General features: G+C 67.6%; 12 protein-coding genes. 8 read left to right on the top strand and 4 right to left on the bottom strand.

Going from position 1 to position 16,881, the window contains the following annotated elements; all coding sequences use genetic code 11:
• Window positions 1-4 precede the first annotated feature (4 nt).
• Complete coding sequence (locus QHF89_RS18880; protein ID WP_136969056.1) at window positions 5-2,353, top strand: HAD-IC family P-type ATPase; 2,349 nt, start codon at window positions 5-7, stop codon at window positions 2,351-2,353.
• 65 nt (window positions 2,354-2,418) lie between these two features.
• Entirely contained in the window at window positions 2,419-2,874 is a 456-nt protein-coding gene (locus tag QHF89_RS18875; RefSeq protein ID WP_342763967.1) for a Fur family transcriptional regulator, read from the top strand.
• A 57-nt stretch (window positions 2,875-2,931) separates the two neighbouring features.
• On the opposite strand, the gene QHF89_RS18870 is transcribed toward QHF89_RS18875, so the two are convergent.
• On the bottom strand, window positions 2,932-3,996 hold the full coding sequence (locus tag QHF89_RS18870; protein ID WP_284720671.1) for a hypothetical protein: 1,065 nt from the start codon (window positions 3,994-3,996) through the stop codon (window positions 2,932-2,934).
• A gap of 300 nt (window positions 3,997-4,296) precedes the next feature.
• On the opposite strand from QHF89_RS18870, the gene hrcA reads away from it, so the two are divergent.
• Window positions 4,297-5,346: a heat-inducible transcriptional repressor HrcA gene (gene hrcA, locus QHF89_RS18865; protein WP_136928935.1), complete on the top strand. Its 1,050-nt coding sequence runs from the start codon at window positions 4,297-4,299 to the stop codon at window positions 5,344-5,346.
• On the opposite strand, the gene QHF89_RS18860 is transcribed toward hrcA, so the two are convergent.
• Window positions 5,338-6,381, bottom strand: a complete 1,044-nt coding sequence (locus QHF89_RS18860) for an RluA family pseudouridine synthase (protein WP_136969058.1) — start codon at window positions 6,379-6,381, stop codon at window positions 5,338-5,340. The two genes, hrcA and QHF89_RS18860, sit on opposite strands and share 9 nt — an antisense overlap.
• Window positions 6,382-6,651: 270 nt before the next feature.
• Here QHF89_RS18860 and QHF89_RS18855 point away from each other — a divergent pair, with 270 nt between their 5' ends.
• The 5 genes from QHF89_RS18855 to QHF89_RS18835 all read left to right on the top strand — a co-directional run bounded on the left by QHF89_RS18855 (window position 6,652) and on the right by QHF89_RS18835 (window position 14,034).
• Entirely contained in the window at window positions 6,652-7,440 is a 789-nt protein-coding gene (locus QHF89_RS18855) for a response regulator transcription factor (protein WP_136969059.1), read from the top strand.
• A 194-nt stretch (window positions 7,441-7,634) separates the two neighbouring features.
• On the top strand, window positions 7,635-8,369 hold the full coding sequence (locus QHF89_RS18850; protein ID WP_136969060.1) for a hypothetical protein: 735 nt from the start codon (window positions 7,635-7,637) through the stop codon (window positions 8,367-8,369).
• Window positions 8,370-8,437: 68 nt separating this feature from the next.
• Window positions 8,438-9,775 carry a neprosin family prolyl endopeptidase gene (locus tag QHF89_RS18845; protein ID WP_136969061.1) on the top strand — a complete coding sequence of 446 codons (1,338 nt, stop codon included), beginning with the start codon at window positions 8,438-8,440 and terminating at the stop codon, window positions 9,773-9,775.
• 801 nt (window positions 9,776-10,576) lie between these two features.
• On the top strand, window positions 10,577-13,429 hold the full coding sequence (locus QHF89_RS18840) for a valine--tRNA ligase (RefSeq protein ID WP_136969062.1): 2,853 nt from the start codon (window positions 10,577-10,579) through the stop codon (window positions 13,427-13,429).
• Entirely contained in the window at window positions 13,426-14,034 is a 609-nt protein-coding gene (locus QHF89_RS18835) for a Uma2 family endonuclease (protein WP_284720670.1), read from the top strand. The genes QHF89_RS18840 and QHF89_RS18835 overlap by 4 nt, the downstream gene beginning before the upstream one ends.
• Window positions 14,035-14,038: 4 nt before the next feature.
• Here QHF89_RS18835 and QHF89_RS18830 read toward each other — a convergent pair whose 3' ends face one another.
• Both QHF89_RS18830 and rpoN read right to left on the bottom strand, forming a co-directional pair.
• Window positions 14,039-14,983 carry a hypothetical protein gene (locus QHF89_RS18830; RefSeq protein ID WP_136969063.1) on the bottom strand — a complete coding sequence of 315 codons (945 nt, stop codon included), beginning with the start codon at window positions 14,981-14,983 and terminating at the stop codon, window positions 14,039-14,041.
• A 41-nt stretch (window positions 14,984-15,024) separates the two neighbouring features.
• Window positions 15,025-16,554: an RNA polymerase factor sigma-54 gene (gene rpoN, locus QHF89_RS18825; protein WP_136969064.1), complete on the bottom strand. Its 1,530-nt coding sequence runs from the start codon at window positions 16,552-16,554 to the stop codon at window positions 15,025-15,027.
• Between the last annotated feature and the right edge of the window lie 327 nt (window positions 16,555-16,881).

Genomic DNA, 16,881 nt, shown 5'->3' with positions numbered 1-16,881 from the left:
GGCGTTGCGAGCACTCGGACCCGTCGCCGATCCCGTGCCGTGCTCCGGGTGCGGCAAGCTGCTCGATCCGTTGCGCGCCGGCCACGTCGCGATCTTCGACAGCAAGTTTCACTTCTTCTGCGATCGACACGCTTGCCGCGCGTGTTTCCTCGGCGAGCCCCCCGGCGAAGCCGAGACCACGCGCCCCGCGCGGGTCCCGCTCTCCCTCTTCGCGCCCCGCCGATCCGGCGCCGAGCCCGAGCCCTCACGCAGCAGCCTCGACGCGCCCATCGTCCCTTTTCACGCACCCGCGTCGCGCGACGCTGCGCTCCCCGAGCCGCCCGCTCCCTTCGACGATCGGACCCTCGTCGAGCCCATCGCGCACGCCATCCTCACCGAGGAGCCGTCCCGCCTCGACGTGCCCGAGCCGCGCGACATCGGCGCGCTCCTGCTCGTCATCGCCACGATCGCCGGCACGCTCGCCGTCGCGCTCGGCCTCGCGGGTGACGCGGCCCTCGTCATCGGCGCCCGCATCGTGCTCGCGTCCGTCGGCGCCGGCATGCTCGTCGGACGCGCAGCCACGACCCCGCGCGAGCCCTCCGATCCGCACCCCGCGCCGATCCTCGCGCCCTCGATCCTCTCGCTCGTCCTTGCCATCGGCGCCGCGCTCCGCGCTGTTCCTTCGCTGGGCGCCGAGGCGGCTTCGCTCGCGGGCATCATCGTCACCGCGACGGCCGTCGGCGCGTGGCTGCTCGAAGGCGCGCGGCACGCCTCTCTCGCTGAACGTGCCTTCGTCGCGCAGTCGCTCGCCGTGCCTGGCAGGCGCGCGCCCGACGACGGCTCTCCCGGCGAGATCGCGAAGAACAAAGTCTTCGACCTCTGCCCCGGCGAGCAGGTCCTCGTCGAGCCGGGCGAGGTCGTCCCCGTCGATCTCGTCGTCGTCTCGGGTGAGGTCTTCGTCCTGCCCTGGCTCGGCGCGACCACGCCCGTACGCAGGCGCGCGGGCGAGCCTGTCGTCGCGGGCGCGAAGGTCGTGCGCGGCCGGCTCCGCGGCACCTGCACGTTCGCCGGCAACGACCGCGCGTTCGCGCGTGTCCTCATCGATCCACGCCGCCGCGCCGACGCCCTCGCGCCCATCGCGCGCGCCTCGCGTGCGCTCGCCGAGCGCTGGTCGCTCGCTGCGCTCGTGACCGGCGCGCTCTCGGCCTTCATCGCCGGCGGCCGTACCTATGTCGAGATCGCGATGACCGCGGTCGCGTCCCACGCCGCGCTCGCGACCACGCTCATCGCGGGCGTCGCCGGCGTGCACGTCGCGCGCGGCATCTTGCACGCGCAGCGCCGCGGCATCGCCTACAAGAGCGAAGGCGCGTGGGACCGCGCGGCGCGCGTCAACGTCGCCGTCTTCTGCGCGCGCGGCACGCTCCTCCTCGGCGAGCCCGAGCTCGCGGAGCTCGAAGCCCCGGGCGGCAAACTCGAACCGCTCGACGTCCTCTCGCTCGCGGCCGGCGCCGAGCGCGGCGAAGAGCACCCGATCGCCACGGCGATCGTGCGTGCTGCCGTGACCCGATCGGTGCGCCCCGACGGCGTGCGCAACGCGCATCATGTCCCCGGCCTCGGCGTCACGGCCGTCACGAGCTCGGGCGAAGACCTCTGCGTCGGAAGCCGCGCGCTCCTCCTCGCGAACCGCATCTCCATCGCCGCGGCCGAGCAACGCATCGCCGAGCTCGAAGCCCTCGGCCGCACGGTCGTCCTCGTCGCGGTCGGCGCGCGCCTCGTCGGCATCCTCGGCTTGCAGGACGGCCTGCGCCCCGGCGCGCGTGCTGCGGTGCAGCACCTGCTCGACGCGCAGATCGAACCCGTGATCATGTCGGGTGACGCGCGGGAGACGTGCGAGGCCATCGGCCACTCGCTCGACGTCGACCACATTCGCCCCGAGGTCTTGCCGAGCGAACGTGGGGCCGAGGTTCGCAGGCTCATCGACGCGGGCATGTCCGTCGCGGTCCTCGGTCATCCGGGCGTCGACGAGGGGGCGCTTGGCGCGGCGGACGTCGCGGTCGCGCTCGGCGCGGCTGGCTCCTCGCCGGGTGATCTTTCGGTCGCGCTGGCCTCGGACGACGTACGCGACGCGGCGCTCGCGCTCGCCATCGCGCACCGTGCGCGCCTCGAAGCACGCGTGGGGCTCGCGATTGCCGTCCTGCCCGCGCTCGTCGGGGCGATCGCGGTGGCGTTCGGCGTGCTTCCGCCGGCCTACGCGCCGCTTGCCTCCCTGCTCGGAGGGGCGATGGCGGTTTTGCACGTGCGAGCGCTCGATCGCGTGCGAGAGTCTGGACCGACACGAGGACACACGTGGGAAAACGGCCCAAGCGACCCTTGACGCACGGAAACCTGGACGGGATAAATGACGCCATGGTCGCGAGCGTGAGGGAGGAAGCCGTGACCCTGGACCGGGCCGCCGTGGATCGCTTGCGGGCTCGACTCCAGGCGTACATGGCCAAAAAGGGCCTGCGCTCGACGGCGCAGCGGCGGCTCATCGTCGACACGTTCTTCGAGGGTGCGTCGCACATGACCATCGAAGACCTGCTCACCGAGGTCCGCGCGCGCGACAAAGGCATCGGCTACGCGACCGTCTATCGCACGCTCAAGCTCCTCGCCGAGTGCGGCGTGGCCTCCGAGCGGCGCTTCGGCGACGGCCTGAGCCGCTACGAGCTCGCCGACGACGCGAAGGCGCACCACGACCACCTGATCTGCATCTCGTGCGGCACGATCGTCGAGTTCGAGGAGCCGCGCATCGAGACGCTCCAGGACGAGGTCGCGCATCGGTACGGCTTCCAGGTCACCTCGCACAAGCACGAGATGTACGGCACCTGCGCCGACTGTCAGAAGAAGGTGTCTTGAGGCGCGAGCCCCTCTCCTCTGCGGGAGAGGGGCCCTCGACGAGAACGCGGCGGGGTTTTACTCGCCGACCTGCGCGACGTAGCTGACGCGCGCGATCGGATCGTAGAGCGGGTTCAGCACCTGCACCGGCGGCGCCACGAGGCCTGCGTACTGCGTGTTGTCGAGCACGACGTAGTAGAGCCCCGGCGTGAGGTTGAACTTCCGTGTCTGCGCCGGCCCTGGCGCGAGCGGCGCGCCGCCGAGCACCGGCCCCGGCGCGACCCCGAGCGGCTGCCCCGTCTGGTAGCCCTCGCGCCACGGATCCCCGACCATCTTGCTGACGATCATCACGTCGAGCGTCGGCCCTTGCACGCTCATCGTCAGGTAGAGCGCTTGCCCCGAGCCGACCTCGAAGGGGCCGAGGAAGTCGCGCGCGTTGCCGTGGACGTCGACGGTCTCGTTCGCGAACGTGAAGCGCTCGTCGTCTTGCACCTTGAACGGCTTGATCGGCTTGTTCGGCGGCGTGAGGATCCCGAGCGCGAACTCGTTGCCGCGGTCCTCGTTCGCCACGACGGTGAAGCCGCGCGTGAGCTCGCCCGTCATCACCTGGTTGCCGAAGAAGTTCGTCAGCGTGCCGAAGGGTGGGATGTTCGAGGCGATGTTGAACGCCGCGTTCTCGATGTACCCGACGCGGAAGTCCGGCCCCGAGATGATGCGGTTCAGCCGCCCCCACACGTAGATGTCGTCGTCGGCGATGGCGAAGTCCGGCCGCAGCTCGATCGTCGTCGACGCCGAGAACCCGACGCGCTTGGCCGGCTGCATGTAGCCGTATCCCGTCCCTGCGAACGTGACGGCCACGGTCTGACGCGCGTCATCGACGGTGTAGTTGCACGTCATCGGGAAGAAGCGGCCGATCGCGGGCGAAGCCGAGTCGGTCTTCAACGACACGCCGAGCTTGAGCATCTCCGGGCAGATCCGACTCGCCCCGAAGTTCGAGAAGAGCCACCAGCGGAGCTGCGGGTTCGCGTTCACCACGGTGCCGGCGCAAGGGCAGCCGGCCACGGCGAAGGAGAGCGCGAGCACGAGCAGGACCAAGAACGCGCCCGCCGGTCGGGCGGACGACTTGCGACGGGATCGCAGCACGCGGATTACCATAGCGACAGAGCGGGCGAGCGTGTCCTGGAACCTGCAGGAAGCCGGGATCCAGGGCGCGCTCCGTTGAAGGTGGATGAAGGCGAAAGAAGACGTTTCTTGGACGATCCGGAAGGCACCCTCCCTAAAAACAGGGCACGAATCCGGCACTTCGGAGTCGTCTGGAGAATTTGCCCGGGATTCGTCGGTCGGATTTGACGCCCCCATCCAACAGGCCTACAAAAAGCGAAGCAAGCTAGCACAGGGGAGGAAAACGACGGCCCCGGGTGACTCGTAGGGACGGATGCGATCATGAGTGACCTGACGAACCGCTCTCGCAAAATCCTGCTCGCCGTCGTCACCGAGTTCATCTCGACAGGCGCGGCGGTGGGAAGTCGCACGCTCGCGCGTAAGTATGGCCTCGATCTGTCGGCAGCCTCCGTTCGTAACGTGCTCGCCGATCTCGAAGAGGCCGGGTACCTGAAGCAGCCGCATACCTCCGCCGGCCGTGTCCCCACGGATCGCGCGCTGCGCCTCTTCATCGACACGCTCGTCCAGGCGCGCGCCTACAGTCCCGAGGAGCAGGCCAAGCTCGGCAAACGTTTCGCCGAGATCTATGCGGTCGCGACAGACCCGATGCGCGAGGCCGGGCGGTACCTGTCCGAGCTCTCCGGCACGGCCGCGGTCATCGCCTCGCCGCGCACCGAGCTCCGCGCGCTCTCGCAGCTCCGCTTCATCCCCACGCGCCCCGGCCAGCTCCTCGCCGTGCTCGTCTTCTCCGACGGCACCGTCGAGAACCGCTTCATCCAGATCGAAGAGGTCCCCGCCGAGCCGGAGCTCACGCGCATCCACAACCTGCTCGCCGACGTCATCGAAGGCCGCTCGCTCGGCGAAGCACGTGACCTCTTCGCGCGCCGCCTCGCCGACGAACGCATCGCGCTCGACGCCCTGCGTCGTCGCGCCTTCGAACTCGGCAGCCGCGCCACCGCTGACGTGAACCGCCGCAGCGGCGACGTCGTCATCGAGGGCCAAGGCAAGCTCATCGACTTGCCCGAGTACACCGACGCATCGCGTCTCAAGAAGCTGCTGCGCACGCTCACCGAGCGCGAGGATCTGCTGACGCTCCTCGACAAGGTGATCGCCGCGGGCGCGGTGACGGTGTTCGTCGGCAGCGAGGCCGGCGAGCTCGGCGAAGGGGATCTCAGCCTCGTCGTCGCGCCGTACACCGAGCATGGGCGCGTCGCCGGCACGGTCGGCGTGCTCGGCCCGACGCGCATGGACTACGCGAAGGTCATGCCGCTCGTGGACGCGACGGCCACCGCGATGAGCGAAGCGCTCGGCGGACGGCGCGGGTCATCCTGACGCGCGCAGCCGCTCGAGCACGCTTTGAAAATCTTCGGGCGCGGGTTCTTCAAAAAAGACCTCGTCGCCCGTCTGCGGGTGGACGAAGCCGAGCTCCGTCGCGTGCAGCATGAGCCGCGGCGCGTCGATGCGCGTGCCCGCATAGCGGCGCACGTACACGTTCTCCCCGACGATCGGATGTCCCGCCTCGGAGAGGTGGATCCGGATCTGATGCGTTCGTCCCGTCTCGAGCCGGCATGCGACCAGCGTCGCACCGCGCAGCCGTTCGAGCGGCTCGACGTGCGTCACCGCGAGCTGCCCCTCGCCGCGGCGCTCGCCTTCTTCGAGCGAACCTCGCAGCCCATCGCCGCGATCCGCGATGAGCCTCGATCGAAACGTCCGCTTCCCGATCTCGCCGTGCACGATCGCCAGGTAGACACGACGCACCGAGTGCTCGCGGAACTGCTGCGAGAGGTGCTTCTTCGCCGCGAGCGTCCGCGTGAAGACGAGCAGCCCGCTCGTCGCCTTGTCGAGCCTGTGCACCACGCCGAGCGGCGCGCGTCCGCGGATCTTGTCGCGACGCGCCAGCAGATCACGCACGAGCGCGTCGAGCGTCTTTTCGCGCTCCGCGGGCGACTCGTCGCCGAACGGGATCGTCGAGATCCCCGCGGGCTTTCGCACCACGACGAGGGCCGGATCCATGTGCACCACGAGCTCCTCGCCGATCTCCGCGAGGCGCGCGACCTTCGGCGAAGGCGCGCGCGGATGCCGCGTGATCTCCGCGCCGGCCCGCGTCTTTCGCGTCGAATCGAGGAGCTGCGTCCCGTCGATCGCGATCTTGCCGGTCTCGATGAGCCTTCGTGCGTCGGACCAGGACACCGCGGCGAGCGTCCGGACGACGCCGTCGAGCGGACGACCGCCGAGGTCGGGCGGGACGACCCAGGTCGCGTCGGGCGAACCGAGCGCGCTCGCGGGCTGACCGGCGGGCGGCGGCGTACGAGGGGAACCACGCGGGGCGGCGCGGGGGCGTGTGCGAGGCGGGAGACGCGGGGACATGCAGAAAATCAGCGGGGATGCGGACCAACCGTGCGCGCACGATGACGTACCGCGCATGAATATGCCGCTCGTTTTTTCCTCGCGGGCCTCGACTGCGCTATGCTCGGCCCGCTCTTCGGAGCAACGCTCGATCGTGGGTGCCCGACATCGAACGCCGCATGGGCGCCCGCGGCGGAAAATCATCCGGCTTGTTGACACGCTGCGCGCGCGAGACCGAAGATAGCGCGAAAGACAGCCCTAGCGGCGCTTTACCCCAGAGGAGACCGTTCCGTGGCCAGCACCATCCTCGCCGTCGACGACAGCGTGACCATGCGCAAGGTCCTCGAGATCACGTTTGCGGGTCCCGAGTTTCGCTGCGTCGCGGCTAATGGGCACGACGCGGCCCTGGAGAAGCTCAAAACCGAGAAACCTGCCCTCGTGATCGCGGACGTCACGCTCGAGGGCAAGAGCGGTTACGACCTCTGCAAGGCGATCAAGCAGGCTTCGCCCGCGACCCAGGTCCTCATCCTGTCGTCCAAGCAAAACCCCTACGATCAGGCCAAGGGCTCGGCGGCCCAGGCCGACGACCACATCGACAAGCCGTACGACAGCACGGCGATGATCGACAAGGTCAAGAAGATGCTGGCGTCGCCCGCGAAGCCGGTCGAGGCCCCGAAGGCCGCCGCGCCGATCGCCGCGCCGACCCCGGTCCCCGCGGCCGCCGCCAAACCCGCCGCGACCGTGCCCGCCGCAGCCGCGGCCGCCGCGCCGCCCCAGCGCGCGAAGACGATGCTCTACAACCCGGGCGGCGTGAACGCCGGCCTCCCGGGCGCGCCCGCCGCGGCCACGAAGCCCGAGCCCGCGCTCGCGAAGACGGACGTCTCGGCCAAACCCGCCGTCGCCGCCGCCGTGAACGGCGGTCAGCTCAGCGCGCGCCTTGAAGAGATGGGCCTGACGCCCGTGCAGATCGAAGGCGTGCTCGCGCTCTCGCGCGAGGTCGTCGAGCGTGTCGTGTGGGAGGTCGTCCCCGTCCTCGCCGAGACGCTCATCAAGGAAGAGATCGCGCGTCTGACGAAGTAGGCCCCGTGCGCGAGCACGAACCACGGCCGACGTCAATCCTCCCGTAGTCTTTCCCTCCTGCCGTTCCACGGACGGCGGGGGGCGTGCCTTGGGTGACTCCTGGTTACGAGGGAGGCTCGTGGTGCGGCCTCCGTCCATCGTGTGTGTCCAGCGTTGCTTGCTTCCATGACGGGGTGACTTTTACCATCCCCGGCATGAGCAATGCCGAACACCTCAGCCGTCAAACCCTCGAAGAAACCCCAGCCCGCGTCCTCGCCTTCCTTCGTGGTGTGGGCACGTCCGCTGTCATCCGCACGGCCCTCGCCGGGCGGGGATATTCGTCCGAGGAGCACGCCCAGGGCTGGGAGCTCCTCCATCGCGTCTCGGGGTATCGGGATCCGAGGGCCACGCCGACGGACGCGACGGACGCACAGAAGGCCATCGTCGCGCTCGATGCGTGGGACGAGCCAAACTTTCGCGTGAGCCGCGCCGCGCTGGAACGGCTGCACCCGGAGCAGGCGGCGTTCGTCTTCGAGGGCCTCTCCGCCCAGGTCGGCGCGGGCGCGGTCCTCTCGGTAGGTACCTTCCTCGATCGGCTCGACGCTCTGGAGAGCGCGCCCGAGCGCATGACGACGCGCAATGCCGACCACGCAGCGCTCGCGACGCTGGTGAAGCGAGGAATCACAAGCGCCGAGCGAATGCGCGTCCGAAAGCTCGTGCAAATGGCGCAAGCCATCGGCGCGCCGGCCGAAGCGGAGATCGATTCGACGGCCGACGCGCGGCGGGCGGACCTCGTGGCCTTACGCGCCTGGTTCGACGATTGGTCGGAGACGGCGCGGACGGTGATCACGCGGCGGGACCATTTGATTCGGCTGGGGCTCGCAAAGCGAAAGAAGGCTGCGAAGCGGGCGGAGGGCGATGCGGAAGGGAAGGGCGGGACGGAGGGATAGCGTTTTCCGTCGAGGCTCGCCCATCACGAGGGTGCTGTGGCAGCCCCCGCCACGAGGAGGATGAATCCATGAAATCGAATGCAAGGTATGTTCTTGGTGGCGTCTTTGCTCTTCTCGGCGCGGGCTGCCTGATTCCCGACGACGAAGAGGCCTGCGTCCTCGGCGAAAGCAACGGCGAACCTGCTTTGGTCGTGGAGGCGTCGCCCGCGCCCCTCGATCCGGCAGACCGGATCGTTTCCCAGGAGGTGCGCGAATACCTCGAATCGCGGCGCCAGCAGCGGGGGATCGTCGCGACGACGGTCACGAAGTGGGGCCACGTCTACGACTGGATCGACATCAACTCGCAGGTGCCGGGCGGGGACGTCGGAACGCCACCGCCGATTGATGCACGGAGTGACTCAGGCGGCGGAGACTGCGCGCCGATGGCGGTGCGCAGCGAACTGGAGGAGGATCCGGATGCGATGGGGCCGCCTGGGACGGTACCGGTCCTATGGGTCGATCCGGACCTGATCCATGCCCCGGGGACGATAGCTGACTTCTTGTCGAAGTACGGACGGGAGGGGGAGTTGCCTTCCTACTGGATGGACGCGCCTCCGCCGGTGGCCCTGGACGGACACCAGCACCGGTACGCACGGGCGAACTTGGTCACGGAGAACTACGGGGGCGAGGGGTACTTCAACGTCTGGATGCCGTTCGTGAGGGTCCCGAACGAACAGTCGACGGCCGAAGTCGCTATCAGTCGGCTGCACCACCCCACCTTGCCCCATGAGACGATTGAAGCCGGGTGGCACGTACTCGGCGGGAAGTACGGCAATTTTACCACGCGCTTCTTCATCTACTACACGACCACTGGCTACGCCGAGACGGGCAACGGGAAAGGCGGCTACAACATGGACCACGCGGGGTGGGTCCAGGTGTCGCGCACCATGACACCAGGCACGATGCTCATACCCACCAGCGTCATAGGCGGGGAGCAGGTGGAGATGTTCATCCGCGTCGAGTTGCACCAGGGGAAATGGTGGGTGCGGGTGAAGGACGAGTTCGTGGGGTACTATCCCGCATCGTTGTTTGCCCAGGATGGGCTCGGCACGAAGGCGACAGCCGTTCACTTTTACGGCGAGACCAATGATGACCCGACGATCCCGGAGATGACCGAAAGCGATATGGGAAGCGGGAAGTTCCCCACGATCGAAGGGTGGCGAAGACAGGCGGCGTACATACGCAACCTTCAATACCAATTTCATCCGGACGGAGATCGAACGAAATTCTTTACGACGGATGATCAAGTCAAGGCGACGAGGCCGCAGTGCTACGATGTCCTCGCCAATTTCTCGTTCGATCCAAACGACCCTTGGCAGAGCCAAATCTATTTCGGTGGACCTGGCCGGAATCCTAATTGCCAATGAACGAGGAGCCGCACAACCGGGTTTGGTCGCCGGCACTACTCCTTGGACTCTTCGTCGCCCTCTGCTCCCTCGTGTATGCAGGCTTCTGGATTCATCAACGCAACGAGCAGCGCGCGCGAGAGGAAGAGTGGAAGCGCGTCGAACAGAGCATGTTGCGTGGCAAGCAGCTCGCATGGCAAGCGCCATGCGGCGAAGATGATGTCCGATGCCTTCCCGGCACATTCTGCAACCGGGGTGAGTGTGAGCAAGAATGGACGACGGATCCACTCTATCCGAAGCTGACCCCGTGCGACAGCAGCGATATGTGCAGGGCGAGGAATGGCGAGCAATTCCTTTGCATCCGCGGACGCTGCCGGAGCTGCCTGAAAGACGAAGAATGTGGTGCTGGCTTCTCCTGTAAACAAAAAAGCGGTTTGTGTGTGCCCTCCGCCCCCCCTCCCACGCCCAGCGCCTCCCCCTGAACTCCGCCTCCTCCCCCTTGTCGGTCCCCCGCGCCCCCTGTCGACCCCGCCCCCCGCCTTGTCACCCCTCCCCCACCGCGTGCCGCCTCACCAACCTGCCCACGCCGTCGCCGCGCGGGACGAAATTCCTGCCTCGACACGCGCTCCTTGACATCCGACGAGCCTCCCTCTCGGGCTCCGTCGTCCTCGCTCCCGCCGCCGACAAGCTCCGCCGTCGTCCGACAAGCCCTCCCCTGCCCTCGACAAGCCGTTCCAGCGCTCGGGGCTGCGCTCGGACAAGCCGGGCTGCGCCCCGAACCCCTTCCCCTCGTGCCGCGGTGTGGCAATGTGCCTGCCCCCGATGAGCACTGCCGAACTCGCAAAAGCTTACGAGCCGAAGGACGTCGAACCCCGCTGGTACGCCTACTGGGTCGAGCACAACGTCTTCGCCGCCAACCCCGATCCGGCGGATACGCGACCCGTGTACGTCCTGCCCATGCCGCCCCCGAACGTCACGGGGTCGCTCCACATGGGGCACGCGCTCTTCGTCACGCTCGAGGACGTCCTCACCCGTTGGCATCGCATGCGCGGGTTCAACACGCTCTGGCAGCCCGGCATCGATCACGCGGGCATCGCCACGCAGACCGTCGTCGAGCGTCAGCTCCGCCGCGAGGGCAAGAGCCGCCACGACCTCGGCCGCGCGGCGTTCATCGAGCGCGTCTGGCAGTGGAAGGCCGAGAGCGGCGGCCGCATCGCGCTCCAGCAGCGCGAGCTCGGCGCGAGCCCCGACTGGCCGCGCAGCAAGTTCACGATGGATGCCGACATGTCGCGCGCCGTGCGCGAGGCGTTCGTCCGTCTCTTCGAGCAAGAGCTCATCTACCGCGACACGCGCCTCGTGCACTGGGACTGCGAAGCGCAGACCGTGCTCTCGAACCTCGAGGTCGAGAACGAGGAATCGAACGGCGAGCTCTTCGAGTTCGCGTATCCCATCGCCGGAGGTGGGGGGTTTGGGGGCGAAGCTCGTGACAACGAGCGAAGCCCCCAAGCGTCAAACGACGAGCTCGTCGTCGCGACGACACGCCCCGAGACGATGCTCGGCGACACGGCCGTCGCGGTGCACCCCGACGATCCTCGGTACAAGCACCTGCACGGCAAGTTCTTGCAGCACCCGTTCCTCGACCGGAAGGTCCCGATCATCACGGACGCGATCCTCGTCGATCCCAAGTTCGGCACGGGCGCCGTGAAGGTCACGCCCGCGCACGACTTCAACGATCACGAGACGGGCAAGCGCCACAAGCTGGAGATGATCTCCATCATGAACAAGGACGGCACGCTCAACGCCGAGGCGGGGCCGTTCGCGGGCATGGAGCGCTTCGCCGCGCGCAAGGCCGTCAAGAAGGCGCTCGACGAGAAGGGCCTCGTGCGCGGCTCGAAGAACCACACGCTCGTCCTGCCGCGCAGCGAGCGCAACGGCTCGATCGTCGAGCCGATGATCTCGACGCAGTGGTTCGTGAAGATGAAGCCGCTCGCGGGCCCGGCGCTCGCCGCGGTTCGTCACGGGCACGTGAAGATCATCCCCGAGGACTGGACGAAGACCTACGAGCACTGGATGACGAACATCCTCGACTGGTGCATCTCGCGCCAGCTCTGGTGGGGCCATCGAATCCCGGCGTTCTACTGCGACGCTTGTGGCCACATGATGGTCACGCGCGAGGATCCCGCTGCGTGTGAGAAGTGCGGCGGCGACAAACTGCGCCAGGACGAGGACGTGCTCGACACGTGGTTCTCGAGCGGGCTCTGGCCGTTCTCCACGCTCGGCTGGCCGAACGACACGGAGATGCTCCGCAAGTTCTACCCGGCGAGTGACCTCGAGACTGGCTACGACATCCTGTTCTTCTGGGTCGCGCGCATGATGATGATGGGCATCCACTTCATGGGCGTGCCGCCGTTCAAGCGCATCCTCTTGCACGGGATGGTCGTCGACGAGACCGGCGACAAGATGAGCAAGGTGAAGGGCAACGTGATCGATCCGCTCGACCTCGTGCACGGCGCGGCGTTCGACGCGGTCGTGGAGAAGACGCTGCCCGGCGCGCCGCGCGAGGAGTCGCTGAAAAAGTTCAAGAAGGCCTACCCCTCGGCCTCGCAGATGGGCGCAGGCTTCTCCGCGTACGGCGCCGACGCGCTGCGCTTCACGCTGAGCACGTACTCTCCGCAGGCGCGGCGCATCCCGCTCTCGCCGAAGAAGATCGAGGGCAACCGGCACTTCTGCAACAAGATCTGGAACGCGGTGCGGTACTCGCTGCCGTATCTCGAAGGCGCGCGTGTCGGGCGCGAGCCGCCGTTGGCCACGACGCTGACGAACCGCTGGATCCTCTCGCGTCTCGGCGCGGCGCTCGAAACCACGAAGCGCGGGCTCGACGAGTTCCGCTTGGATGACGCTGCGCTCGCGCTCTACCACTTCTTCTGGGGCGAGCTCTGCGACTGGTACCTGGAGCTCACGAAGCCCGTGCTGAACCCGAGCGCGGGCGCGGTTCAGGGGCCGGAGCAGGACGAGACGAAGGACGTGCTCGCGTATGTGATCGAGGCGTCGATCCGCGCGCTGCACCCGTTCATCCCGTACATCACGGAGGAGCTGTGGCAGCGCCTGCCGCGGCCTTCGGGCGCGCCGAAGTCGATCGCGCTCGCCGCGTATCCGGAGTCGGGCACGGCCCCGCGGGATGAGGACGCCGAGCGCGAGATGGGCGTCGTGATGGCCGTGATCTCGGCCGCGCGAACGATCCGCAGCGAGCACGAGGTGCACCCGGGCGCCGAGGTGCCGCTCTTGCTCCGCGCGGATGGGGAAGCCACGTTGTCGCTGCTGCGGGCCGAGGCGCGCGCGATCAAGACGCTCGTGAAGACCGCGGCGGAGCCGGGGATCGAGGCACGCGGCGGGGCGCGTCCGAAGGGCGCGGTGATGAGCGTGACGGCGGGCGTCGACGTGCTCGTCGACCTGCGCGGCCTCGTCGAGGGCGCGAAGGAAGCGGCGCGGATCGAGCGCGAGATCAAGAAGACGGAGAAGGACGTCGCCGCACTGGAGAAGAAGCTCTCGCTGCCGAGCTTCGCGGAGAAGGCGCCGCCCGAGGTCGTGGCGGAGTCGCGGAGTCAGCTCGACGAGCTGAAGAAGAAGCGCGTGGCGCTGGAGGAAGCGAAGAGTTTGGCGGCGGAGCTCGGATGAACAAGGTATCGTTTGTCCACGGAGGCTCGGGGATGAACGATCCGGCGCACAAGCTCAAGTACACGTTCGCGGAGTACGTGGCGTACGACGAGGCGAGCGAGACCAAGCACGAGTACGTGGACGGCGAGATCCACGCGATGGCGGGGAGTACGGCCCGGCATTCGCTGCTCACGACGGGGATGAGCAGCGCGCTCAGCCAAGCACTCCGCGATCGCGGATGCCGCGTCTTCAGCCCGGATATGCGCATCCGCGTGCAGGAGACCGGCCTCGCGACCTACCCCGACGTAAGCGTCGTCTGCGGCAAACTCGAGTTCGACCCCGAGAGCTCGACCACGCTCACGAACCCCCTTCTGATCGCCGAAGTCCTCTCGCCGAGCACCGAGAAGTACGACCGGCGGCAGAAGTTCAACCACTACCGGCTCATCCCCACGCTCCGCGAGTACCTGCTCGTCTCGCAGGACGAGCGGCACATCACGCACTACACGCGCAACGAGGACGACACCTGGACGCTGCGCGACGTGCGGCTCTCGCAGCCCCTCGCGCTCCGAACGCTCGGAGTCACGCTCTCTCTCGACGACATCTACCGCGGTGTCTTCGACGACTGAGGCTTCACGCCCCCCACCAGAGCATCTCGTGCACCTGCATCTGCGCCTGGATGCTCACGATCACCCGTAGTTTGTCCCCGTCCGTCTCCACCACGTGCGCCGGGAACCCGTCGGCCGGATAGAACGCGCTCTTCACGAACCCCTTCGCGTCGAGCCAGAACAGGTGCACACCCTCGGGCGTCGGCCCGTGCAGGAGCAGCATCCGCCCGCCGCCGAGCCACACGAAATCCAGCCACTTGAAGCCTAGCTCCGTGAAGCGCTCCGCCGACGGGAAGTCATCGCCCACGTCGCGCAGTTCCGGCAGGTGCGCGCGCAGGTGCTTGTAAAGCAGGTCGTACCGCACCTTCGCGAGCCTCGGCATGCGCCGATCCGGAGGCGCGATCACGGGCAGCGCCTCCGCGTCGAACGTCGGCACCTCCACGTGCGTTCGGTACCGATCGACGAGCCGCGGGAGATCGATCTCGTCGTCGGAGACCGCCTTCAGCCACCAGCCGAAGATCGAGAGATCCCCCGTGCCCGCGCGTGACGTGAGCCGCACGAGCGACTCCCACAGCGGCCGCCGTACCTGCCACACGCCCCCGTGGTTCTTCACGACGCACGCGCCCACATACAGCGCTCCGTGCGTCACGAACTGCACGAGGAACGGTGGTTCTCCTTTTGCCTGGGGCTCGAGCCAGGCATCCCGCTTCTCGCGCGAGAGCTTCGCGCCGAGCCGATGCACCGACGCGTCCGAGTAGTCGAGCACGAGGTCCGGCGCGCCGAGGGCCTTCGGCGCGAGGTGCGCGAAGGTCTCGGCGATCGCCTCGATCTGCCCGAGAATCGTCGCGTTCCCGGCTGGGTTTGCGTCCTCGGTTCGGGCCTTCGCCAGGTCGAACCGGACGTCCTTCGGGTAGTACGGCTGGAAAAACCTCGCGAAGAGGAGCTCGGCGGTGTGTTTTTCGGCGCTCATGGAGGAGGGCGAGGAGGGCGAGGAGGGCGAGGAGGGCGCGCTCAGAACATCTTCTTGCGCTTCGAGGACGACAGAATCCCGAGCATCTCCCGGTACTTCGCGACGGTCCTCCGCGCGATGCGGATGCCGTCCTGATCCTCGAGGATCTTCACGATCGCCTGATCACTCAGCGGGTTCGACTTGTCCTCCGCCGCGATGATCTTCTTGATCGCCTGCTTCACGCTCTCCGAGGCGATGTCCTCGTCCGCGACGCGGTGGATCGACGAGTTGAAGAAGTACTTCAGCTCGAAGAGCCCCTGCGGCGTGTGCACGTACTTGTTCGACGTCACGCGCGAGATCGTCGACTCGTGCATCCCCACGCTCTCGGCCACGTCGCGAAGGATCATCGGCTTCAGGTAGGCCACGCCTCGTTCGAGGAAGTCCTTTTGCTTCTCGACGATGCACTCGGTCACCTTGATGATCGTCCGCCGCCGCTGCTCGATGGCACGGATCAGCCACTGCGCGGACCGGAGCTTCTCGCTGATGAACTCCTTCGCCTTCGGGTCCTTCAGCATCCGCTGCGCGAGGCCCTCGTTGATGAAGAGCCGCTGCAGACCCTTGTCGTTGTCCGTCACGACCCACAGGTCGCCGTCCTTGATGACGTAGACGTCGGGCGTGATGGCGATCGTCTTGTCGTCCACCTCGGCGAAATTCCGCGCCGGGACGCTCTCGAGCTTCTGGATCTCCTGGACCGCCTCGTAGACCTCTTCGAGCGGAATCTTCAGCGCCTTGGCGATCGCCGGAAAGTTGCGCCGCTCGACGTTGTGGAGGTGGTCCTTGATGATGGCCATCTCGACGGCGTCGTAGCCGAGCACCTCTGCTTGGATGCGCAGGCATTCCGAGAGGTCCCGCGCCGCGACGCCCACCGGGTCGAAGCGCTGGAGCATGGCGAGCACCTCCGGCGCGTCTTCCGGGTTGAGGTCCGCCTCGTTGGCGAGGTCGTCGAGCGTCAGGTCGGGCCGCTTCGTCCCGTCCGGGTTCTCCCCGCCCGACATGTCGAGGTAGCCGCGGTCGTCGAGGTTGCCGATGACGAGCTCGGCGAAACGACACTCGTTTTCGACGAAGTCGCTCATCTGGAGCTGCCAGAGCAGGTGCTCTTGCAGGCTCAGGTTCCGGGTCAGGTTCTGCTCGATCGGCGGCAGTTCCTCGAACCCCCCGCGCTGCGAGGGCATCGCCTGCTGGAGCTGGCGGTTCTCGAGGAACTGCTCCCAGTCGACCTCCTTCACCCGTTTTTCGGTGTCTCGCATCGCGAGATCGGTGTCGGAGTGCTCCGAACCCGACCGCTCGAGGTTCAGGTTCCGACCGTCGAGGTCCTGCGCCTCCCGGTTCGTCGCCCCCGAGGTGTCCCGCGACTTCGTGGACACCGATTCGCCCGAGTCGTCGGCGAGCAACGGGTTGCCGTCGAGCTCCTTGCGGATTTCCTCTACCAGTTCAAGCCGCGACAGCTGTAACAGCCGGATCGCCTGCACCAGCTGTGGTGTCATCACCAACTGCTGGGACAGCTTGAACTGGAGCTTCATCTCCATGCCCATCGAGAGCTCCTACCTGGTCGAACACCCTGGGATCCCCACGCCGCCGCCGGCGTCGGGAGCGAGGTTCGGGCCGACAACGTGCCCGGTACCGCATCCCACCCTAGCACCGAAACCGGTCTCGGCCCGAGTCTTGCTTTGCCTCGTCGACAACTCCTGGTTCAAAAATTGCGCATCCTCAGGACCGCGACAAGCCTTGCCACACGGTGTTCTGAAGCACAATCGCTGGAGAAGCTCCCTCACGACTCGGGAAAATCCTGATGGCACGCTCAGTCAGGGATGGACGTGAGGACCGACCCATGGTGTTGTACGAGCAGCCCAGCTCACGCG

The organism is Polyangium sorediatum (assembly GCF_029946465.1).
In the GTDB taxonomy this organism is placed as follows: Bacteria; Myxococcota_A; Polyangia; order Polyangiales; family Polyangiaceae; genus Polyangium; species Polyangium fumosum.
Note: the sequence above shows the minus strand (reverse complement) of the source record. Positions and strands in the feature narration are given on the sequence as shown.

What these genes read in the sequence shown, in the direction of transcription:
- hrcA (WP_136928935.1), top strand. Translation starts at nt 4,297, where the DNA reads ATGAGTGACCTGACGAACCGCTCTCGCAAAATCCTGCTCGCCGTCGTC.
- QHF89_RS18860 (WP_136969058.1), bottom strand. Translation starts at nt 6,381, where the DNA reads ATGTCCCCGCGTCTCCCGCCTCGCACACGCCCCCGCGCCGCCCCGCGT.
- QHF89_RS18850 (WP_136969060.1), top strand. Translation starts at nt 7,635, where the DNA reads ATGAGCAATGCCGAACACCTCAGCCGTCAAACCCTCGAAGAAACCCCA.
- QHF89_RS18845 (WP_136969061.1), top strand. Translation starts at nt 8,438, where the DNA reads ATGAAATCGAATGCAAGGTATGTTCTTGGTGGCGTCTTTGCTCTTCTC.
- QHF89_RS18840 (WP_136969062.1), top strand. Translation starts at nt 10,577, where the DNA reads ATGAGCACTGCCGAACTCGCAAAAGCTTACGAGCCGAAGGACGTCGAA.
- QHF89_RS18835 (WP_284720670.1), top strand. Translation starts at nt 13,426, where the DNA reads ATGAACAAGGTATCGTTTGTCCACGGAGGCTCGGGGATGAACGATCCG.
- QHF89_RS18830 (WP_136969063.1), bottom strand. Translation starts at nt 14,983, where the DNA reads ATGAGCGCCGAAAAACACACCGCCGAGCTCCTCTTCGCGAGGTTTTTC.
- rpoN (WP_136969064.1), bottom strand. Translation starts at nt 16,554, where the DNA reads ATGGGCATGGAGATGAAGCTCCAGTTCAAGCTGTCCCAGCAGTTGGTG.